This is a genomic window from Jiangella anatolica (genome assembly GCF_003236295.1).
In the GTDB taxonomy this organism is placed as follows: domain Bacteria; phylum Actinomycetota; class Actinomycetes; order Jiangellales; family Jiangellaceae; genus Jiangella; species Jiangella anatolica.
The window spans coordinates 38,799-58,838 of record NZ_POTW01000033.1 but is presented as its reverse complement, the minus strand read 5'-3'; the positions used below and the strand labels follow the sequence as shown (position 1 = coordinate 58,838).

Annotated in this window: 18 protein-coding genes and 1 pseudogene; 8 read left to right on the top strand and 11 right to left on the bottom strand. The window is 72.7% G+C overall.

Annotated elements, in window-relative coordinates; genetic code table 11:
• From C1I92_RS15485 to C1I92_RS15435, 11 genes and pseudogenes are all read right to left on the bottom strand, one after another.
• Positions 1–321, bottom strand: a pseudogene (locus C1I92_RS15485) (hypothetical protein); the annotation flags it as partial.
• Complete coding sequence (locus C1I92_RS15480; protein ID WP_111255552.1) at positions 318–1,691, bottom strand: CHAP domain-containing protein; 1,374 nt, start codon at positions 1,689–1,691, stop codon at positions 318–320. The pseudogene C1I92_RS15485 and the gene C1I92_RS15480, both read right to left, overlap by 4 nt.
• An 86-nt stretch (positions 1,692–1,777) precedes the next feature.
• The gene (locus tag C1I92_RS15475; RefSeq protein ID WP_111255551.1) at positions 1,778–3,004 is read right to left on the bottom strand and encodes a J domain-containing protein; all 1,227 of its coding nucleotides are present in this window, start codon (positions 3,002–3,004) and stop codon (positions 1,778–1,780) included.
• A gap of 3 nt (positions 3,005–3,007) precedes the next feature.
• Positions 3,008–3,826, bottom strand: a complete 819-nt coding sequence (locus tag C1I92_RS15470; RefSeq protein ID WP_111255550.1) for a hypothetical protein — start codon at positions 3,824–3,826, stop codon at positions 3,008–3,010.
• A gap of 64 nt (positions 3,827–3,890) precedes the next feature.
• Positions 3,891–4,457, bottom strand: coding sequence for a type III secretion system chaperone family protein (locus C1I92_RS15465; RefSeq protein WP_158564142.1), 567 nt, complete (start codon positions 4,455–4,457; stop codon positions 3,891–3,893).
• Complete coding sequence (locus tag C1I92_RS35300; RefSeq protein ID WP_111255548.1) at positions 4,457–6,673, bottom strand: hypothetical protein; 2,217 nt, start codon at positions 6,671–6,673, stop codon at positions 4,457–4,459. Before C1I92_RS35300 ends, C1I92_RS15465 begins: the two co-directional genes overlap by 1 nt.
• Positions 6,670–9,303 (bottom strand): ATP-binding protein, encoded by a 2,634-nt coding sequence (locus C1I92_RS15455; protein WP_111255547.1) that lies wholly within the window; start codon positions 9,301–9,303, stop codon positions 6,670–6,672. Before C1I92_RS15455 ends, C1I92_RS35300 begins: the two co-directional genes overlap by 4 nt.
• The gene (locus C1I92_RS15450; RefSeq protein WP_111255546.1) at positions 9,296–10,030 is read right to left on the bottom strand and encodes a hypothetical protein; all 735 of its coding nucleotides are present in this window, start codon (positions 10,028–10,030) and stop codon (positions 9,296–9,298) included. Before C1I92_RS15450 ends, C1I92_RS15455 begins: the two co-directional genes overlap by 8 nt.
• A 51-nt stretch (positions 10,031–10,081) precedes the next feature.
• The gene (locus C1I92_RS15445; RefSeq protein WP_111255545.1) at positions 10,082–10,405 is read right to left on the bottom strand and encodes a hypothetical protein; all 324 of its coding nucleotides are present in this window, start codon (positions 10,403–10,405) and stop codon (positions 10,082–10,084) included.
• A gap of 49 nt (positions 10,406–10,454) precedes the next feature.
• Complete coding sequence (locus C1I92_RS15440) at positions 10,455–11,675, bottom strand: conjugal transfer protein (RefSeq protein ID WP_111255544.1); 1,221 nt, start codon at positions 11,673–11,675, stop codon at positions 10,455–10,457.
• The gene (locus C1I92_RS15435) at positions 11,672–11,989 is read right to left on the bottom strand and encodes a hypothetical protein (RefSeq protein ID WP_111255543.1); all 318 of its coding nucleotides are present in this window, start codon (positions 11,987–11,989) and stop codon (positions 11,672–11,674) included. The genes C1I92_RS15440 and C1I92_RS15435 overlap by 4 nt, the downstream gene beginning before the upstream one ends.
• Before the next feature lie 253 nt (positions 11,990–12,242).
• On the opposite strand from C1I92_RS15435, the gene C1I92_RS15430 reads away from it, so the two are divergent.
• From C1I92_RS15430 to C1I92_RS15395, 8 genes are all read left to right on the top strand, one after another.
• Positions 12,243–13,043: a hypothetical protein gene (locus tag C1I92_RS15430; protein WP_111255542.1), complete on the top strand. Its 801-nt coding sequence runs from the start codon at positions 12,243–12,245 to the stop codon at positions 13,041–13,043.
• A gap of 1,306 nt (positions 13,044–14,349) precedes the next feature.
• A complete protein-coding gene (locus tag C1I92_RS15425; protein ID WP_111255541.1) occupies positions 14,350–14,775 on the top strand; it encodes a hypothetical protein in 426 nt (141 codons plus the stop codon).
• Between the two features lie 48 nt (positions 14,776–14,823).
• A complete protein-coding gene (locus tag C1I92_RS15420) occupies positions 14,824–15,522 on the top strand; it encodes an SAF domain-containing protein (protein WP_111255540.1) in 699 nt (232 codons plus the stop codon).
• Positions 15,522–16,328 carry a CpaE/TadZ family protein gene (locus tag C1I92_RS15415; RefSeq protein WP_111255539.1) on the top strand — a complete coding sequence of 269 codons (807 nt, stop codon included), beginning with the start codon at positions 15,522–15,524 and terminating at the stop codon, positions 16,326–16,328. Before C1I92_RS15420 ends, C1I92_RS15415 begins: the two co-directional genes overlap by 1 nt.
• Positions 16,321–17,904: a TadA family conjugal transfer-associated ATPase gene (locus tag C1I92_RS15410; RefSeq protein ID WP_111255538.1), complete on the top strand. Its 1,584-nt coding sequence runs from the start codon at positions 16,321–16,323 to the stop codon at positions 17,902–17,904. The genes C1I92_RS15415 and C1I92_RS15410 overlap by 8 nt, the downstream gene beginning before the upstream one ends.
• Complete coding sequence (locus C1I92_RS15405) at positions 17,901–18,809, top strand: type II secretion system F family protein (RefSeq protein WP_111255537.1); 909 nt, start codon at positions 17,901–17,903, stop codon at positions 18,807–18,809. The genes C1I92_RS15410 and C1I92_RS15405 overlap by 4 nt, the downstream gene beginning before the upstream one ends.
• Entirely contained in the window at positions 18,806–19,711 is a 906-nt protein-coding gene (locus tag C1I92_RS15400) for a type II secretion system F family protein (RefSeq protein WP_111255536.1), read from the top strand. The genes C1I92_RS15405 and C1I92_RS15400 overlap by 4 nt, the downstream gene beginning before the upstream one ends.
• A 125-nt stretch (positions 19,712–19,836) precedes the next feature.
• Entirely contained in the window at positions 19,837–20,037 is a 201-nt protein-coding gene (locus tag C1I92_RS15395) for a hypothetical protein (protein WP_146605151.1), read from the top strand.
• The last annotated feature ends 3 nt before the right edge of the window (positions 20,038–20,040 follow it).

The window sequence follows — 20,040 nt, the reverse complement described above, 5'->3', positions numbered from 1 at the left end:
GGGTTGGGCGGTGGGCGTGTCCGACGGCTCCAGCGGCTCGTCGGCGTCGCCGAACGGCTCCTCACCCGGCGACGCGGCGCCCGTCCCGGCCCCGTCGGCACCGGACGACCCGGTAGACGCCGAGGACCCGGTGGTCGGCTCGCCGCCCGAGCCGTCGGCCCCGGTGGACGCCGCGCCTCCCGGTTGTCCTCCGGCGGAACCGGCCACCGTGTCGTCGCTGCCTCCGTCGTTCCCACCGCCACCGAGCACCAGCACCAGGCCGACCACGACCAGCACCACGGCGGCGCCGAGCAACAGCAGCGTGGAGCGCGACCGGGTCATGGGTTCATCCGCCCGTAGCCCACCACCGGACCGCTCGGCCCCACCGAGAACGTGCCGTTCGAGCGCCGGACGCCGTCGCTCTCGTTGCCGCCGATCGTGGTCAGCGTGCGGGTCGCGTCGTCGACCGCCACGACGATGCTCACGTGCCCGGAGTGGATCATCACGTCGCCGGGCCGCGGCGGCTTCGTGGGCCCGCCGCTGCCGACGGGGATGAACTCCTGGCCCTGGCCGCCGGACTCGAACCACGCCCTCATGCCGATGACGGCCGGGATCTGCCAGTCATGTCGCCAGAAGTACCCCTGGGTGCCGGCCTCGGGCTGGAACGGGATGCCGGCCTGGAGGAAGACCCAGCTGACGAAGTCGGCACACCACTGTTCGCAGCCGGTGGCGATGTAGGTGTCGCTGATGGTGGGTCCGCAGTTGCTGCCCATCGGCTGCTCGACGATGCCCTTCGCGTACTCCTGCTCCGCGATGCGCACGACCCCGTCGAGCCCGCCGCCGCTGATGCCGCCGCCGCAGCCGCTGACGCCGCCGCCTTCGGTCGGCTCGCCGTCCTCGCCCTCGCCGATGCCCATGCCGTGCGGCGGCGGGTAGGTGGCGTACTCGCCGTAGTCGCCGGTGCCGCCCTGGGTGAAGTTGGACGAGATCAGCGCGTGGACGTTCTGGACGTAGCGCAGCGTCTCGTTGTTGTTCCAGTTGCCCGCCGGGCCGGCGTTGTAGCTGGCCGCCGAGTAGACGAACGTGCCCGGCTCCCAGGTGGCGGCGTCGCCGAGTGGCGTCTCGGCGGTGACGCTGCCGTAGACGCCGTCGGCATGGGTGAAGAGGTTGGCCGCGGTGAAGATGGCGTCCCAGGGATCCATGTAGTCGGGTGGGCCGCCGCCGGCGCTGTACTTGTACGCGTCCCAGGTGCCGGCGCCGGTGTTGAACTGCATGGGACCGTGACAGCAGCCGGAGCTGGGCCAGTCGGTGTCGAGGGGCTTCCAGGTGTTGCCGTTCTCGGTCAGGTAGATGGCCGCCAGATACGCGGGGTCGATGCTGAACTCGTCGCCGGCGGCGGTGAAGATCTCCGCCCACGGCTCCGGCACGTTCGCCAGCGTGGCGCCGCCGCTGCACACCTCGCCGCCGGGGGTCATCGTGCACTCGGCCAGCGGCGCGCGCTCGGTGAGCTCGCACCAGACGGCCATGACGGTCGCGACCGGGATGAACGCCAGGGACACCGCACCGGCCACACCGAGCAGCGTCACCAGCGCGATGCCGAGGACCCACTTCTTGAACCCGCTGGAGCCCTTGCCGCCCGGCGTGCGCGCGGGCTTCGCCTTCGTGCGTCTGGCGACGACGGCCCCACCGGCGGCGACCGAACCCTGTGCCATACCCCGCCCTCCATCCGGGCGTCCACCACGGCGGCCGGAGGTGGACACCTGTGTAGGTCGGCGCGGGGGTGGTTCTGTGACAGCTGCTAGCGGGTCCACTCCGGCTCGGGCCGGCGCCGGTCGATCAGCGACGAGGTCGCGTACATCGCGCCGACGTGCCCGGCCCAGGCCAGGGCGACCAGGCCGAAGAGCCAGCGTTCCCCCGTCGTCGCGATGTCCCAGTACGCGAGCGGCCAGGACAGCACCGCGACGGCGACCGGGGCGTAGAGCAGCTCCAGGCCGCTGCGGTGCCCGATCGAGATGTAGGCGAGATAGCCGTAGGCGGCCACGACGACCGCGACGGCGACCGGATAGCGCAGTGCGACGTCGAGCGCGTCGGGTCCGGCCGCCGCCGGCCGGATCAGCCCGTGCGCCGCGACCAGCACCACGGCCAGGAACAGGAAGGTCGCGCCGATGACGACGTAGCCGGCCCGGACCGCGCGGGCGCCGGCCTCACCGCGGGCCCACTGCGTCACGTCGCTGACGCCGGACGTGCCGGAGGTCTGCTCGAACATCCGCGCCTCGTCCCACCGCCCGAGAGCCGAGGCCAGGGCCACGAGCACGCCGTTGTACCCGAGCCAGGCGAGCACGCCGAGCAGGTACGTCCACCGCTCGGCGCCGGAGGCGAGGTCCCAGTAGGCGATCGGCCAGACCAGGAGCAGGAGCACGGTGCACACCGCGTGGACGACGACGAGCCCCTGGACGACTCCCGTCCGCGCCGACCAGAGCAGCACGACGTAGCCGAGCGTCGCCGCCAGGCGCGGCACCGGCTGCCGGTCCCACCAGCCGATCAGGTCCGAGCCGGCCTCGCCCGGCCGCAGGAACCCCGGGTCGTAGAGCACGACGAGGGCGCCGAGGACGAAGAAGACGGCCGTGGCGGCGAGAAGCGTCACCAGGGTCACGCGCCGCGGCCGGCGGCGGCGCCACATCTCGGTGTCGGCGAGCGACGGCTCCGGCCGGCCCTCGGCGGCGGTCCACCTGGTCTCCTGGCCCCAGTCCGCCTCCGCGTCACCCGGGTCGTCCGGCGTGACGCCGGGCTCGTCGTGCCAGCCGTCCGCGGGCTCACCGGCTCGGCCGAGCGTCGCGTCGTAGGCGGCCCGCCGGTCCGGATCGCTCAGCGTCTCGTACGCGACGGTGATCAGCCGGAACATGCCGCTGGTGCCGCCGACGTCGGGATGCGCGGTCCGCACGGCCCGGCGATAGGCCTCCCTGATCTCCGCCGCCGTCGCCGTGGCCGGGACGTCGAGCAGGTCGTAGTAGTCGAGGTCGGTCACGGGTCAGCCGATCTGCCGGCGGCCGCCTCGCGCGCCGGGACCGTCCAGCGCCGTCCCGTCACCGCCGAGCAGCCGCGCCTCCGACCGGCCGAGGGCCGCCGTCAACGCGTGCACCTGCCACGGCGTGGCCGCCAGCGCCGCCGCCGCGGCCGCCGCGTCCTGACCGCGGGCCGGTGTGATCGCCCGGGTCGCGACCACCGCGATGACGATCCGGGCGGTGGCGCGGACCAGGCAGACCTCCTCCTCGACCGGCCGCCCGCGCTCGGACGTCTGGACCAGGCGCTCGTCCTCGAAGTCCGGGTCGGGGACGGTGGTGAGGAGCTGCCGGCGCACCGGCGCGGGCAGCACGTCGAGCGCCCCGGGGTCGTCCGGCCCGGCGGCCGCCGGTCCACGCCTGCCGGTGGGCGCGTCCGGCGCGACCGTGCCCCGGCGCTCCTTCACCTGGCCGGCGAACGGATGCCGGTAGGTCGTGAGCCGCCACGGCCCGCGGCCGCGCGCGTCGAGCGGACGGACGGCGTCGACGACGGTCAGCGCGGTGTGGTCGACCGTCCAGGCGTGGCCCAGTTCGACCTCGACGCCGTCGCGCACCGCGGGTTCTGGCGGCACGGCGCCGGACGCGAACGCCCGCTCACCGGCGTGGCCGGCCCGGTCGAGGACGGCCCGGACGTCGATGGGCAGGTAGCGCCAGCTGGACCAGTCGCCGGCTGCGCTGGCCACGAAGTCGACGTCGAGCGTCGAGCCGGACGGACCGGTGTCGACCTCCGCCCGCGACGTGCGGCGCCGCTGCGGCACGGACCCGCCGCCGCGTTCCAGTTCCGACATCTGCTCCGCCCCGTCCCGCTCCTGACGTGCTCAGACACACCCTAGGTCGATCAAGGTCGGGCTGTCACTCGGTCTCGTCCAGGTCGTCGCCGCCGAGCAGCCGGGCGTCGGGGAAGGTGACCTCGGCCGCGTCGAACACCGCGAGGCTCGCGATGATGCCGGTGTTGACGGCGAGCTCGACCCGGTCGACGTCCGGCTCGGCGCCGAGGTCGGCCGTGAACTCGCCGTGCAGGCCGAGCCACCCCTCGTCGTCGGGCAGCACGAACACCTTCGGCCAGACGTGCTCGGCGTTCCACTCGTTCGCGAAGAGGACCGCCTCCTTGAACCGCTGGTCCGGCAGCATCCGCTCCCACGACCCGTGCACCTGCAGCACCTCGGCGCGGCCCTCGTCGTCGGGCAGGACGCTGAAGTCGAAGATGCCGTTCTCCCAGGCCCCGACCAGGTCGTCGCCGTCCACGTCGTAGACCGCGGCCATGCCGTCGAGCACCTCGCGGACCAGTTGCGGCAGCCGGCCGGACGGCTGGGCCGGCAGCGCGGGCGGCTGGCTCACCGCCGGGCGGGCGCGCAGCCGGTCCAGTTGGCTCGCGGGTGCGTTCTGCCGTAGGCCGGCGCCGTCGGATCGATCGTTCATCAGGACTTGCCCTTCCTCGGGCGGCGGATCCGCCGCTCCTTCTCCTGATCCTCCCTGATCCGCTGCCATTGGATCCGGTGCGCCTCGCGGCGATCGCGCTCGTAGGCCTCGCGCCGCTCCCACGGACTGAGCCGGCTGCGTTCGGCCTGGTGCCGCCGGCCGTACGCCTGGGCCCGGGTCTGGCGGGCGCGCTGCATGTCGGCGACGAGGCGGCTCCGGCCGGCCGGCGCGTTGTTCACCCGCTCGGCGCCGTAGCGTCCGCGGGTCAGCCGGGCCAGCCGCTCGGCCCGGCGCGTCCCGCCGTCGTACCGGCTCAGCCGAGCCTGGTCGGCGCGGTCGGCGCGGGCCATCTCGGAGCCGCGGATGCGGCTGTTGATGCGGTTGACGGCCGCGTGGTCGCCCCGGCGCAGGTAGTGCTGGACGCGTTGCCGCCGGGCGAACTGGACGGTACGGCCGGCGCCGTTCGCCATCGCGTTCCGGGCCGCCCGCCCGGCGCCCCGGACGGCGGCGCTCTTGGCGGCCACCGCGCCGCCCTTGACGGCGAGGGAGCCGCCGCCGGTGGCCCAGGCGAGGCCGGCCTGGCCGACCAGGCCGGATGTGCGCCGGATGATGCCCTGCAGGCGGCCGGACCCGCCGACCACGCCGGAGTTGCGTGCGGCATCGCTGACCATGTTGAAGTTGCCGGTCATGCGCTTCAGGGCGGCGCCACCACCGCCGGTCGGGGCCAGCGGCGAGCCACCGAAGCCGCCGCCTCCGCCACCACCGCCGCCGGCGCCGAACTTGGAGGCCATGGCGGCGGCGACCCGGTCCTTCGTCTGATGCACCGCGCCCCGGCCGCGCCAGAACAGGACGATGCCGGCGATCAGCAACAGGTCGATGAGCAGGAACTTGCCGATCTCGGCCCACCGGATCGAACGGTCGTCGGGGTTGCCGGTGGGTGCGCGGCCGGCCGCCATGACGTCGGTGATCACGTGCAGGAACACGCCCAGGAAGACGATGCAGAACATCAGCATGAGGACCGTGGCGAACAGCTGGCCGATGTTGCGCCACAGCGTGGTTCTGGCCCCGCCGGGCAGGATCGCCAGCAGCAGCGTGACCAGCAGCTTGATGCACTGGAGGAGTGCGGACAGGCCGGCGATGAAGACGACTCCGGCGATGATGAGGATGAGCACCGCGAGGATCGTGACGGCGGGCTGGATCGCGAACTGCGCCATCCAGCTGTCCGGCCGGGCCATCTTGGCGAACGTGTCCACCTCGTCGTTGAGGCAGCTGCCGACGACCTTCCAGACCTCTGGGTCGTAGTCGACCGGCTCGTCGCCGGTGCCGCCCCACCAGGTGCCCGGGTCGGTCAGCTCGGACCCGGTGTCGACGCCCTCGGCGGCCGAGCCCTCGCCGGCGAGGTCGCGATCGTTCAGGTCGTCCTTGAGGTCGTCCTTCGACGTGTTGTTGCCGGCGTGCGACAGCGCGACGACGTAGGCCTCCTCGCAGTCGCCGTCGAGGATGTAGCCGAAGTTCACCAGCATCGCCGGGTGGTACAGGAACGTGTTGAGGATGCTCTCGCCGGGACTGACCTGCTGGTTCTCGGGGTTCGTCAGGTCGTCGAGATAGTCGTCGTCGTTGACGATCTGGCCGACCAGGTACTGGGACGTGTCGCGGGCGTCGTAGAGCAGGCCGTCCTGAGCGTCGTTGTCGCCGATGAGCCAGCTGATCGGGTTGATCGGCGCGAGGTTGTTGTCGGGATGCTGGCTGTCGTAGCTGATCGTCGCCACCGCGTAGTTCGCGATGACCAGTGAGAGGAAGAGTTGCGCGAGCCCCTTCCCCCACATGCCTCTGGCCATCCAGAGCATGCAGACGAACGCGGTGATCGTCAGCATCGCGACGTAGATGTTGAGGTTGGACAGCATGCCGGCGATGGAGTCCTGGAAGTCGCCGGCGATGCCGGTGAACCAGTCCAGCCAGGTCATGCCGAGCACGAAGTCGGTGATCCACGCCAGCGCGATCACCTGGAACTGGTAGATCGCCCAGGTGATCGTCATGAGCACCTTGAAGATCAGGTGGAACGGGTCGGTGATGCCGCCGGCCAGCGACAGTTGCACGTGAAACGCCGACAGCTCGCAGTTGCCGGTCGGGTTGATGAACTGGTCGCCCAGGCCGTCGCCGCCGGCGACCTGGCAGGCCTCGGCGGCGATCGTGACGGCGCCGGCGGCGAGGCTCATGCGGGCCTCGACCCGACGGTCCGGTCGGTGCGGCCGGCGGTCAGCTCCGGCGGGCCGTCGACGGCCTCGAGCTCGGCGACGCCGGTCCGGGCCGGGATGCCGGCGCGCGCCGGCCCGCCCGGACGGCCACCGATCAGGACCTCCGGCGGCGACGTCTTCATCGCCTCGAACCGTTCCGGCCGCGACGGCGGCATGACCTTGATGCGGGCGACGTTGCCCAGCGCGTCGCGCATGAGCGCCTCGCCGCGCCGCATCTCGGGCACGCCGTCGGGGCCGACCGGGCTGGTGTGCTCGGTGATCAGGGCGACCAGCGCCTCGTCGTCGGGGTCGAGGTCGAGCCACTTGAGGCCGCGTTTGGCCAGCGTCTTGTCGCGGTGCCGCATGAGGATGCGGGTCGGGATCAGGCCGCGCAGCGTGGCGTCGCCGAAGTCGCTCTCGGGATCGTGGCTGCCCAGCGCGACCGCGGCCTGGTGCTTGCGGCCGTCGCGGACGAACACGGTGATCTCGCGCTCGCCCTCCGGCGAGGCGGTGACGTGGTGCGCCTCGTCGACGATGAACAGCGCCAGCTCGGAGCGGTCGCCGAAGCAGACCTGCCGGCCCATGCTCGCCATCAGCGCGTACATCGCCCGGCCGAAGATCTTCTCCAGCTTCAGCTGCTCGAACAGGTGCGCGTGCTGCAGCTCGTCGCGGTCGGGCAGCTCCAGTGTGCGGGTCCAGAACACGATCGCGCGGTCGCTCAGCTCCACCGGCGGCAGCGACGTGTCGAAGATGACCCGGCCGAACTCCTTGCGGGCGAACACGTTCATCACGCGGCCGAGCTCGTAGGCGCCGTCGAGGGTGCAGCTCTCCAGCAGGTGCTTGGTGAGGTCGCCCAGGCCGCGGATGCCGTGCCGGGCCAGGTAGCCGACCTCCAGCACCTCCGACAGCAGCACGCCCCGCTCTGACGTCGGCGAGACGTTGAGCAGCGGGGTGAGGAACGACTGCGCGACGCGGGAGCCGGTGTGCCGGTCGAAGACCCGGAGCGGGTCCATGCTCATGGTGGGGTCGACGACGGAGACGATGGTCGGCGTGGTGAGCGCGCGGGCCATCGTCACCCACTCGCCCGACTCGGTGCGGTCCAGCGCGATGAACCGGCCGCCGCGGTCGACGGTGTCGGCGGCGATCTTCTTCAGCGCGACCGACTTGCCGGCGCCCAGCTCACCGGCGATGGCCAGCGAGCCGGAGACGTCCAGCCGGGTCGTGGCGCCGGCCGGGTCGTGGTGGACGACGCCGGTCTGGCCGGTGGAGATGTTCAGGCCCAGCAGGGTGCCCTTGTTGTCGCCGACGTCGCAGGTGACCACCGGTACCGCCGCGGAGAAGGAGTGCGACGTGGTGATCTGCGCGAACTCGCGGACCGACTTGGACAGCGGCGTACCGGGCAGCATCGCCCACCAGAGGTCCTCCTGGTTGCCCAGCGGGTGCGTCAGCTTGAAGCCGGAGCCGCCGTAGAACGCCTGCAGCTCCTTGGCCTGCTCCATGACGTGCTCCCCGGTGGGGCCGGCGACGCAGAAGATGACCGTCGCCTCGACCTCGACCTCCAGGTCGTCGGCCGACAGCAGCGCCTCGTACTCGGCGAGGTCGCGGGCGGACCGCTCGATGGCGTGCATGCCGGTGCTGAGCTGGCCCTCCTGCTGGAGGAACTGGTCGTTGAGGTTGGCGACGGCGCGGCGGTTGCGCGCGATGACCTCCTCGCGGGTCCGGGTGTGCAGCCGAACCGCCCAGTCGACGTCGAGGCCGGCGTCGTCGACCCGGCCGAGGTACTCGCCGCCGGGGAACACCATGCCGTCGGCCGGGGTGTCGGCCAGCGCCAGCAGTCCCTGGTAGGACACGGCGTCGGGCTGGTCCGGCTGGGTGATCTTGACGTACTTGCGCCGCAGCGGGTTCCAGCTCTTGAGCTGCCGGCGGTCCAGCTCGGACTGGCCGCCCTCGTCGATCAGCGCGTCGGGCCACAGCACGCCGTGACGGGGCACGACGGCGGCCTCGTGGTCGGCTCGCGTCTCGGGCAGGTCCATGTCGGCGAACAGGCCGCGCTGCAGCGTGTGCTGGTAGAGCCACACCAGCTGGGCGACGGTGGCCTGACGCGGCCGGAACACCGCGGGGATTCCGACCTCGACCTTGTGCGCCTGGTCGGTCCGGATCTTCAGCTCGGCCGGCGAGATGCCGTGACGCGGCAACGCCAGGTGGTCGCGGAAGTCGTCGAGGCCGGCCCGGAAGGACTCGCCGAGGTTGCCGAACCGACCGCCGTTGCGCAGCGGGACGCTGAGCCAGAAGGTCCGCTGACCCAGCGCGAGCTCGTCGAGCGTGTCGAGGGTCGCCTCGCACTCGGCCGCCCACTCGGGGCAGTGCTCCAGCGGGATGCCGGTGATCATCCGCTCGACGATCGCCGCCGGGTCGAGTGCCGCGCAGGCGCCGACCAACAGCGCCTCACCGGGCAACGCCCGCAGCAGCGCCTGGTGCGCCGCGCGCACGCCGTGCTTGTCCTTGTCGGGACGGAAGCCGTACGGCAGCGCGTTCAGCCGCCACGTCGCCCACACCGTCCCGCCCCGCGACCACAGCAGATGGCCGGCCATGGCCCGCGCCGGACTACGCATCGTCCTCACCCCACGAATCGCTGACCGCGCCGCTCCCGTGCCGGAGGGCGGTGCGCTGCTGGCCCCGCGGACGCGGCGCCGGGCGCCGTCCGTTCGCGGGCTGATCCTGCTGGTCGGCCGGGAGCAGGGCCAGCAACGCCTGCACCCCGCTCAGTGGCCGCCCGGCCGGCGCCGCTGCCGGTTCGGGTATCGCGACCGGTTCTGCCGCGGGTGGCGCGGCCGGCGTGCGCTCCAGGCGCTGGCGCAACCCGTCGGGCAGCTCCGCCACCGCCGCGGCGAGCACGCCCGGTTCGAGCTCGGCCCACGGATCGGTGCCGGGGAGCGGGCCGAGATAGACGGTCGTCCGGTGCCGGATGCGGCGCGGCCGGCGGAACCGCACCGGCCGGCCCTGGTAGCGGCCCGATGCGGGCGCGTTCAGGCTGCGGTACAGGCCGATCAGCGCGTAGAGCGGGTTGCGGCCGTTCATCGGCAGCCGGCCGATGAGGAAGACCGCGGCGAACGCCGTCCCGAACAGCAGCGCGATGTTGCCGAAGACCCCGAAGACGCCCCAGGTGTCGATCGTCAGCCCGCCGACGACGATGATGAGGATCGCCGCGATGAGTTGCTGGACCGTGTACGGCCCGCCGGGGATCTTGGTGCCGTCGGGCATCCGCCCGAGCAGCTGCGGGAACTTGCGCGCCCGCGTGTAGTACTTGACCGTCTCCAGCTGCTCCGGATCCTCGGCCATCGATCGTCACCTCCGCCCTGGGGTCTCGTGGTCTTCCGGCTTGCCGCGCGGCTAGGTCAGATCGACGTGCTGTGACACCGGCGCCGACCCGGGCAGGTCCTCGCCGACGGTGTCGCGCAGCGCCGTGACGTTGTAGACGATCCAGATGAAGACGCCCGCCGCCAGCGCGGAGACGATGATCGTGCCGATGGCGAACTTCGACTGGACCGCCTTGTAAACGACGAACACGATCGCCACCGTGATGGCGACGACGCGCAGGACCGTCTGCAGGCTCGACGCGGTGTCGGTGGTCCAGTCGAGCAGACCGGCCTGGATGGTGATGGACGAGCTGGCGAGGTCGGGCGCCGCCGCCGTGAGTCCGGTGATGAGGCTCATGGCTCCTTCTCCTTGTGAACGGCCGCGTGAATGCGGGTTGGGCTACGGGTCAGGGGGTCTCGGTGGTCGAGCCCTCGGGTGCGTCGGTTCCGGCCTCCCTCGTCGGTTCCGTGGAGGGTGGGCCCTGGGACGAGGAGGTGCTCGTCCCAGGAGTCGGTGTGGTGACCGGCGCCGGCTCGGGCAGCGGGACCGGCTCGGCCAGCGCGGGCGACGTGCGCAGCCGCGCGACCTCCCACCGTCCCTCGCGGGCCTGGAGCGCCAGCGCGTACTGGGCGCCGATCTGCTCGCCGTTGGAGCCGCTGAGCGTGACGTTCGCCTGCACCTCGACGGTCTCGCCGTCGGACGGCTCCGCGCTGGGCGCCTCGCCGCCGGCGGCGACGATCGTGTCGACGCGGACCGCCGCGTACGGCACCGGGTTCAGCACCCGGAACGACGTGCCCGGGCTGCTGTACGCCTCGAGCGAGGCCTGGTCGCCGCTGACGAGCATGGCGCTGAGGAAGTTGGCTACCCGGGCGAACGCCGGGTGGTCGGCGGCCAGTCCGTGGTCGTAGGCCGAGGCCAGCTGATCGAACTCGGCCGGCGCCGGCACCGGCGCGGGCAGCGCCTGCGCGATCATCTGGCCGTCGACGTAGAGGACCGGGAGCTGGAAGTAGAGCCGGCCCGACGTGATGCGCTGGACCGGCGTCGCCTCGGCGTCACCGTCCTCGCCGCTCTCGTCCGTCTCCGCCGCCGGCGTCTCGGTGGCCGCCGGGGTCTCCGCGGTCTCCGGCGTCTCCGCGGGCGCGGCGTCGGGCGGCGGCGTCCCCTCGGCGGCGTCGACGCCCACCGTCACCGACCACAGGCCGGTGTCGTCCTTGACGATCTCCGCGACGGCCGACCCGGAGGTGGTCCACGGGATGTCGGGGCGGCTCTGGCCGAGGTCGCCGAAGTAGGCGCGCAACAGGTCGGACTGCTCGCCCGGCGTCTCGAGCCAGGCGACGACGGCGCGCTCGGCGAACTCGCTGACCGCGGCCGCCTCGCCGATGCGGTCGACGTAGCCGTCCTGGCGGACCACGGGCCGGCTCTCGGGCACCAGCACCTGGAGTGCCAGCGCCAGCGGGCCGGCGATCAGCGCGGCCCAGAGCAGCCCGACGACGACCCTGGTGGCGAGCTGGGAGCCGCCGGTCCACGTGTGCTGCTCCGAGTTCGACTCACCGCCGGGCGCGGTGTCGCGTCCGCCGCCCTTCTCCCCGGGTTCCTTGGGCGGGCCGAAGCCCCAGTTGATCTTCATGGCGCCGGTTCCTCGTGGGTCGCGTCGTACCGGTGCGGGCTCGAGGACGGCGGAGCCACCTCACCGTTCGAGCCCGCACCGGGGTCGGTGCCGAGCTCCCAGGGCTCGCGCAGCTCCGTCACGTGCACGAGGCGCTCGAGCGCCTCTTGCGCGCGGTCCGCGTTGGCGCCCACCGCGTCGTGCAGCCGCTTGGCCGCGTCGCGGTCGAAGGGGTCGGCGATCAGGTGCGCCAGCTCCCGGTCGATGGCCCGCCGCGCTGCCAGCACCGTGGCCGCGTCCATCAGCGACTGCCGGTTGCTGAAGCGCTCTGTCATGTCGGGCTCCTCGGTCGGCGGGTCGGTTGTCTGCGTAGGTGCCGGCGGGCGGCGTCTTGTGACGGGGCGATCGGCGCGGGTTGCGGCGAAGATCGGGCATTCGTGTCATCACGGTCAGTGGGCAAGCCGCTGACCTGCACACTCCGCGTCAGGGCAAGAAGTTTCTCCGGCGTCGGACCGCTCCGGGCAAGAAGCCGGGCAAGCCCCGGCGGCGACGGTGGACGGGTCGATCCACCCCGGAGGAGCAACCCCGATGCCGATCCCAGCCACCACCGCCCAGGACGTCACCTGCACCGGCGCCCGGCGCCGCGCCGACGACAGTCTCGTGGGCCGGTTGAACGCCGAGTGGGCCCGGCTGCGCGCCGACCCGCGCACCGAGTCCGCCGTCGCCCACTGGGCCGGCCGGCACCCCGAACTGGCCGGCTGCCTCGCCCTCGAGGACGTCGAGCTGGCGGTCGCGGCGGCTGACGCGGAGCAGGCCGACCGGATCCTGCTCGCGCTGCTGCGCCTCGCCCGCGCCGGCGACTCTCTGGCCGGGCGGACGGTGCTGCAGCTGATGCTCGGCAAGGCCGTCCGCATCGCCATGACGCGCGCCGGCCGCGACACGAAGCCGGCGCTGGAGCACACCGCCGTCGCGGCCCTGTGGACGATCGTCGCGACGTACCCGATCGAGCGCCGGCCGGCGAAGGTCGCGGCGAACATCGCGATGGAGACCCTGCGCGCCGTCACCGGCGAGCTCACCCATCAGCTCAGCGAGACGCCCACCCCGCCCGACATCCTGGCCGCCGATCTCGTGCCGCCGGCCGCGTCCGGGCGGACCACCGCCGACCACGAGCTGCTGAACCTGCTCACCTGGGCGGTCGACGAGGGCACGATCACCGCGGCTGACGCGACGCTGGTCCTCGACATCTACTCGCCGGCGCCCGGCAGCGAGGGCGGCGCCGCGGCGGCGGAGCGGCACGGCCTCAGCTGGCCGGCCGCGCGGCAGCGGGCCAGCCGGGCCATCCGCAAGGTGGCGCGCCAGGTCCGCGCCGACGTCCCCGCGGCAGCGTGACCCGGCGACGCAGGGGGCGACGCGTACAACGATGCGGCCGGCGACGGCTGCACATCGAGATCAGGACGAGGTGCCGGCTTCCGGCCCGGCGCCGCACGGAGGCCGGCCACCGCTGCCGCCGCCCGAGGTGAGCCGACGCCGGACCGTGTGCGACCGTCGTCTGTGGGCGGACGCGAGCGCGCGACGCGATCCGCGAAGCTCGCGGGCTTGGCACGCTCCAGCGGCGTGCTCGGCACGCTGGAGGCGACCAGGAGCGCCCGAAATGCCGCGTTTGTGGAACACTCCGGCGTGCCAAGGCTGGGCACGTCGCGCGGCGGGGACGACGCCGCTCGGCCCTGCGGCCTGACTCGTCGCGCGGGTACATCGCCCCCGGCGCGCCGGATGGCCGTCGCCGTCGGTGATCATGCGGTGCTGACGCGGGTGAGGTACCTCCGGCGCACGTGGGGGCACCCGCCGCACGTGCGGCCAGATCACGTCGCCGCGTGGGATGCCACGCTGGATCCGGACCACGGCAGCAGACGCCGGGAGCGTGCCCGCCCGCGCCCCCTGGCAGCTGCCCGATCCTGGTCCGCGGCGCAGCACGCTTGGCACGCTCCAGCGTCGTGCTCGGCACGCCGCAGGTCACCTGGCACGCCCGAAATGCCGTGATTGTGGAGCACTCCGGCGTGCCAAGGCCGCCCAACACACCACCGCAGGAGCGGATGCACCCACGCCAGCGCGGCGGCGGCGGTTGCCGGAGGCCGCAGAGCACTCAGCCAAGCGCGGCAGCGGCCTGGGCACCCACCCCAGCGCGGCGGCGGCGGTTGCCGGAGGCGGCGTAAGAAGTCCGCCCGGACACAGCACCCCAATCCCAGGCCAGCGCAGCCGCCGTAGGCAACCGCCGCCGCCGCGCGACCCCACAGCACCCGCTTTCGCCGCACGAGGCCCGTCGTCGCGGCACCAGATGCCCGTATCACGGGCATCCCGGCTCACATCGTTCACGTCCGCCACTTGGGCCACTCCGTGATCCTCCAACTGACCGATTCGGCTTGCGCAGCCGCAGGTCAGCGGTGAAGATCGGCTGAATGGCCGAGCCGGCAGGGCGGTTCGGGCCACCCCGGATGGAGCCCATACATGGGTCATACAGTCACCAGACGCTCGCCAAGTCTTAACCATGCACGCTCTATGCAGGTGTGGCGGCGGTCACCTACCCTCATGCCACGAGATCGCCCGTGCAGGGCGCGGTCTCGCACCTGAGGCGAGGAGGCCGGCGTTGACCGAGAGCACTCCGACCACTGAGTTCCTGCAACGGAGCACGACCCCAGTGGTGGACACAGCGGACCTGGACACCGTCCTGGCCCGCCGCTCGGTCGGGTCCGGCACCGTCGCCGACGACGCGCCGGTCATCAAGCCGAGCGTGGTGCACGTCCCGTCGTCGCTGCTGTCGCTGGTGGCGGCGGAGCGGCAGCGGTCCGGCCGGTCGAACGGCCAGATCCTCATCGACGCGATCGAGGCCGGACACGAGCACCTGACACAACTCCACAACCAGTCCAGCAGCATCGGAGGCCGCCTCTTCACCGCCCGCACGGCGAAGCCCCAGCTTCCCGTGGCCGAGCCGCTCTCACCCCTCAACGTCCGCCTGTACGAGCAGGACTACGAGGTACTGGACCGGCTCGTCACCGAGCTCGGCGCGGGTTCCCGCAGCCGGCTGGCCACCCTGGCCCTCGCGCACTACCTCGACAGCACCACCTGAGCGACCAGCCCTCAGCACCATTCCCCGGAACAACGCAGGACGGCAGCGATGAGTTCGCCCCCCACCCATCAGCCGGCGCCCGACCACCTCGACGACGAGTTCGACATCGCCGAGGCGAAGCTCGAGCCCGCCGTCGCAGCACCGCCGAAGCAGCGCCGCCGACCGGCGTTGATCGGCCTCGGCGTGGCCCTGGTCGCGCTCGGCGGCCTGGGCGCGGCCTGGCTGGCGACAAGCATGAGCGACACGGTTCGGGTCGTCGCCGTCCGCGAGGACGTCGCCCGCGGCGAGCAGATCACCGAGGACGACCTGACGACGGCGAACATCAACACCGATCCGGCGCTGGATCCGATCCCGGCGGCGCGGCAGAGCGAGATCGTCGGCCAGTACGCGTCGGTCGATCTACCGGCTGGCACGCTGGTCACCGAGGGCTCGTACAGCAGCGACGTCCGGCCCGGCGAAGGCGAGGCGATGGTCGGCGTGGCGGTCACCGCCGCCCAGCTGCCGGGCGAGGCGCTGCGCCCGGGCGACATCGTCCGCATCGTCGACACCCCGAACCCGCAGGACGACCCGCCCGGCTCGACGCCGGACTCGATCGAGGCGACCGTCGTGTCCACGACGACCGACGAGGAGTCCGGCCAGCACATGGTCAACGTCATCGTCCCGGAGGTCCGCGCGCCCGACCTCGCCGCCCGCGTCGCCACCACCCGGATCGTCGTCGTCCTGATGTCGCGCGCGGGAGGCCAGTGATGGCGGTCGTCGCGCTCACCTCGGCCCGGGGCGCCCCCGGCGTCACGACCACGGCGCTGGCCATGGCCATGCTGTGGCCGCGGCCGGTCGTGCTGGTCGAGGCCGACGTCGCCGGCAGCAGCAGCATCCTCGCGGGCTACCTGCGCGGCACCGTTCCGCCGGACCGCGGGCTGGTCAGCCTGGCGGTCGCGCACCGGCGCGGCGTGCTGGACAAGAAGTTCTACGACCAGACCATCGCGCTCATCGAGGACCGCGTCCGGCTGGTGCCCGGCCTGGTCAACGCGCAGCAGGCGGCCAGCATGGACAAGCTGTGGTCACCGCTGAGCATCGTGCTGGCCAACCTGGAGCGCACCGGCACCGACGTCATCGTCGACGCCGGGCGGCTGGGCATGCGGCACGGGCCGATGCCGCTGCTGCGCTCCGCCGACGCCGTCCTGCTGGTGACGCGGACGACGCTGCCCGCCGTCAGCGCGGCCCGGGCCCGGGTCAACGTCCTGCGCGAGGACCTCGTCGAGCTCGGGCAGGGCGACGACACGCTGGCGATGCTGCTGATCGGCGAGGGCCAGCCGTACCGGGCCCGCGAGATCCACTCCGCGCTCGGCGCGCCGGTGCTGGCCTCGATGGCATGGGACCAGGCGGCGTCCGACTCGCTGAGCGTCGGGGCGCCGTACGGACGGCGGTTCGCGGCGGCTCCGCTGTTCCGCAGCACGCGGGTCGTCATCGGCGCCGTGCACGAGCTGATCGACCGCCATCGCACCCGGCTGGCCCCGGTCGCCGAGTCCATGATGGAGGAGACCTATGGCTGACCCCACGAACGCCGCGGCGAGCCTGGAGAACCTGCCGCTGTTCGCCGAGCCCGACGGCGGCAACGGCGCCGGCGACGAGTGGGGCGACGGGCACTCGCTGAGCGGGCCGGCCGGCCAGAGCGACCTGCGCCGGTCGCTGCAGGCGCGGCTCGCGTCGGCACAGCGGGGCCCCGGCGGCAGCGGGCAGCACGCCCGGCGCGCCGAGGTCCTCACCGCGCTGGAGCGCAACGGCGACACCTTGCGTACCGCGCCCAACGGCGAGGTCGACTGGGGCCTGGTCCGCGCCTACCGCGAGCAGGCCGCCGACCAGCTGGCGCACGCGCTGCGCACCCGCGAGGGCCTCGACGATGCCGGCCGGCGCGAGCTGGGCCGCAGCATCGTCGTCGAACTGCTGGCCGACCACGCCGAGCGGGCGCTCACCAAGGGCCTGCCGATCATCACGCCGGACGAGCAGATCCAGCTGGCCGAGGCGATCATGGCCGCGCTGTTCGGCCTGGGCCGGCTGCAGCCGCTGGTCGACGACCCCGGCATCGAGAACATCGAGATCAACGGCCACGACAACGTCCACCTGATCTACCACGACGGGCGCATCGTCGAGGGCCCGGCGGTGGCCGACAGCGACGAGGAGCTGATCGAGACGCTGTCGTTCCTGGCCACCCGCACGGGCACCAACGAGCGGCCGTTCTCGCCGTCGAACCCGCGGCTGCACCTGCGGCTGCGCGACGGGTCCCGGCTCGCGGCCACCGCGTGGATCACCCCGCGGCCGGTCGCCGTCATCCGCAAGCACCGGCTGACCGACATCGGCATCAAGGAGCTCGTCGATCTCGACATGCTCAGCCCGGCCGCGGCGGCGTTCCTGGCGACGGCCGTCCGCGCCCGCAAGAGTCTCGTCGTGTCCGGAGCGCAGGGCGCGGGGAAGACGACCCTGGTCCGGGCCCTGACGAACGAGCTCGATCCGATGGAGCGCATCGGCACCATCGAGACCGAGTACGAGTTGCACCTGCACGACATGCCCGAACGGCACAAGCGGATCGTGGCCTGGGAGGCCCGGCCGGGCAGCGGCGAGCGCGGTCCCGACGGCCGAGCGGTCGGCGAGATCACGCTCGACGACCTCGTCTTCGACTCGCTGCGGATGAACCTGTCACGGCTGATCGTCGGCGAGGTGCGCGGGCGCGAAGTGCTGCCGATGTTCAAGGCGATGCAGTCCGGCGCCGGCTCGTTGTCGACGACGCACGCGCATTCCGCCCGGGCGGCGATCGAGCGTCTGGTCACCTGCGCCATGGAGGCCGGTCAGCACGTCACCGAGTCGTTCGCGTACCGGCAGATCGCCGAGCACATCGACCTGATCGTCCAGATCGAGCTGGTCGACAACAGCCACTCCGGCGGCAAGCGCTACCGCTATATCAGCGAGATCATCGCGCTCGAGCCCGGCGAGCACGGCCTGCCCGCCGTCACCGACGTGTTCCAGCCCGGGCCCGACGGCCGCGCCGTCCCCGGCACGCCGCCGATCTGGCTGCCGGACCTGGAACGGGTCGGCTTCAACCCGCGGCTGCTCGACCACGGCGGTGTGCCATGACCCCGTTCGCCGCGGCGCTCGCGGCGATCCTCGTGCTGGGCGGGATCCTGCTGGTCGTGCTCGGGCTGGTCCCGCAGCCGGTGCGGGCCCGTCCGGCCACGTCCGGGCAGCGGATCAAGGCCCGGTTCGTCAGCATGACCGGCGGTCGCAACCCAGCCGCCCGGCAGCTGCGCATCCTGCTCGGCATCGGCATCGCCGGCGGCCTGGTCGCCTGGCTGCTCACCGGCTGGCTCATCCTCGTCCTGCTGGTGCCGGCCGCGCTGATCGGCCTGCCCGCCCTGCTCGCGCCGCCGCCGACGGCCACACCTGTCGCCAAGCTCGAGGCGATGGAGGAGTGGACGCGGTCGCTGGCCGGCGTGCTCACCGTCGGCGTCGGGCTGGAGCAGGCCATCACCGCCACCATGAAGTCGACCCCCGATGCGCTGCGTTCGGAGGTGACGACGCTGGTGGCCCGGCTGCGGGCGCGCTGGCCCACGGTCGCGGCGCTGCGCGCGTTCGCCGACGACCTCGGCGACGCCACGGGCGACCTGATCGCGTCGTCGCTGATCCTGGGCGCGACGCGGCGCGGCGCCGGGCTCGCGGCGGTGCTGGAGGGGCTGGCCGCGACGGTGGCGCAGGACGTCCAGGTGCGGCGCAAGATCGAGGCGGACCGGTCCAAGCCCCGCACGACGGCGCGGATGGTCACGATCATCACCCTGGTCGTGCTCGGCTTCATGACGTTCAACAGCTCCTACATCGAGCCGTACGGCTCGGCCATCGGCCAGATCGTGCTGATCGTGCTGCTCAGCTGCTACGTGCTCTGCCTGCTGTGGATGCGCCAGATCACCAAGCCCCGGCCGCTGCCGCGGATCATGGGCTGGGACCTGCGCTCGTCCGCCGGACCGACCCGGGCGGAGGCGCGATGATCTGGGAGCTCGGCATCCTCGCCGGCGCGCTGGCCGGCCTCGGACTGGCACTGGTCGTGCGCGAACTGGTCCCGGCGCAGCCGCACCTGCGGGCCACGCTGGTCCGGCTGCACGACACCGGCACCGAGTCGACCCGGTCGCTGGAGCCGCAGACGACGCAGTCCGGCTCGCTGTTCCAGGACCGTCTCGGCCGGTTCCTGGAACAGCGGTTGCCGACGCTGGTCGGCTTCCGGCTGCCGCGCCAGGAGCTGGACCTGCTGCGCATCCCCGCCTACCGCTACTACGGCGAGAAGGCGCTGTGGGCGCTGCTCGGCCTGGCGTTCCCGGCGATCCTGACGCTGACGCTGGCCATCACCGGCGTCTCGCTGCCGTTCACGGTGCCGGCCTTCGTCGGCCTGATCCTCGCCGTCGTCATGTGGTTCCTGCCCGACATCGAGACCCGGTCGAAGGCCGGTAGCGCCCGCGAGGAGTTCACCCGGGCGCTCGGCGCCTACATCGACCTCGTCGCGCTGGAACGCGCCGGCGGCGCCGGGTCCACGCAGGCGCTGGAGAACGCCGCCGAGGTGGGCGACTCCTGGGTGTTCCAGCGGCTGCGCGAGGAGCTGGCCCGGGCCCGGTGGTCCGGCACGACCCCCTGGGAGGGGCTGCACACGCTGTCGGTGCAGCTCGGCCTCAGCGACCTGGACGACCTCGCCGACATCATGCGGCTGTCCGGTGAGGAGGGCGCCACGGTCTACGAGAGCCTGCGCGCCCGCGCCAGCGGACTACGCGACGCCACCCTGTCGGCCGAGCACGCTCGCGCCAACGCCGACAGCGAACGAATGGTCATGCCCGTCGCACTTCTGGGCGTGGTTTTCATGGCTCTACTCGCGGCTCCCACGGTGATGCGTATGCTCGAATAGCCAATTGTCCGTAATTTCCTCAGTCAGGAATTCCCCCGACCCTGACGCGTCACAAAAGGCTCCCCCGACATGCCTACAGCTGTGACGGGTCGGGACCAGCCCGCACCCCCGAGAGGAACACGACAATGCTGCAACTCCAGACATGGATGACGGTCCTGTCCGCAGAGCTGCGCGACCGCTTCTCCGAACTGGCCGGCCGTCGCCGCGAGCAGGGCGCCACGACGCTCGAGTACGTCGTGATCGCCGCCGCGGTGTTCGTCGCCGCCGTCGCGCTGGTGGGCATCATCATCGGCGTCATCAACCGCGAACAAGCGAAGATCCAGTAGGCC

What these genes read in the sequence shown, in the direction of transcription:
- C1I92_RS15430 (WP_111255542.1), top strand. Translation starts at nt 12,243, where the DNA reads ATGCCGATCCCAGCCACCACCGCCCAGGACGTCACCTGCACCGGCGCC.
- C1I92_RS15440 (WP_111255544.1), bottom strand. Translation starts at nt 11,675, where the DNA reads ATGAAGATCAACTGGGGCTTCGGCCCGCCCAAGGAACCCGGGGAGAAG.
- C1I92_RS15420 (WP_111255540.1), top strand. Translation starts at nt 14,824, where the DNA reads ATGAGTTCGCCCCCCACCCATCAGCCGGCGCCCGACCACCTCGACGAC.
- C1I92_RS15445 (WP_111255545.1), bottom strand. Translation starts at nt 10,405, where the DNA reads ATGAGCCTCATCACCGGACTCACGGCGGCGGCGCCCGACCTCGCCAGC.
- C1I92_RS15455 (WP_111255547.1), bottom strand. Translation starts at nt 9,303, where the DNA reads ATGCGTAGTCCGGCGCGGGCCATGGCCGGCCATCTGCTGTGGTCGCGG.
- C1I92_RS15395 (WP_146605151.1), top strand. Translation starts at nt 19,837, where the DNA reads ATGCTGCAACTCCAGACATGGATGACGGTCCTGTCCGCAGAGCTGCGC.
- C1I92_RS15435 (WP_111255543.1), bottom strand. Translation starts at nt 11,989, where the DNA reads ATGACAGAGCGCTTCAGCAACCGGCAGTCGCTGATGGACGCGGCCACG.
- C1I92_RS15465 (WP_158564142.1), bottom strand. Translation starts at nt 4,457, where the DNA reads ATGAACGATCGATCCGACGGCGCCGGCCTACGGCAGAACGCACCCGCG.
- C1I92_RS15400 (WP_111255536.1), top strand. Translation starts at nt 18,806, where the DNA reads ATGATCTGGGAGCTCGGCATCCTCGCCGGCGCGCTGGCCGGCCTCGGA.
- C1I92_RS15480 (WP_111255552.1), bottom strand. Translation starts at nt 1,691, where the DNA reads ATGGCACAGGGTTCGGTCGCCGCCGGTGGGGCCGTCGTCGCCAGACGC.
- C1I92_RS15405 (WP_111255537.1), top strand. Translation starts at nt 17,901, where the DNA reads ATGACCCCGTTCGCCGCGGCGCTCGCGGCGATCCTCGTGCTGGGCGGG.
- C1I92_RS15410 (WP_111255538.1), top strand. Translation starts at nt 16,321, where the DNA reads ATGGCTGACCCCACGAACGCCGCGGCGAGCCTGGAGAACCTGCCGCTG.
- C1I92_RS35300 (WP_111255548.1), bottom strand. Translation starts at nt 6,673, where the DNA reads ATGAGCCTCGCCGCCGGCGCCGTCACGATCGCCGCCGAGGCCTGCCAG.
- C1I92_RS15450 (WP_111255546.1), bottom strand. Translation starts at nt 10,030, where the DNA reads ATGGCCGAGGATCCGGAGCAGCTGGAGACGGTCAAGTACTACACGCGG.
- C1I92_RS15415 (WP_111255539.1), top strand. Translation starts at nt 15,522, where the DNA reads ATGGCGGTCGTCGCGCTCACCTCGGCCCGGGGCGCCCCCGGCGTCACG.
- C1I92_RS15470 (WP_111255550.1), bottom strand. Translation starts at nt 3,826, where the DNA reads ATGTCGGAACTGGAACGCGGCGGCGGGTCCGTGCCGCAGCGGCGCCGC.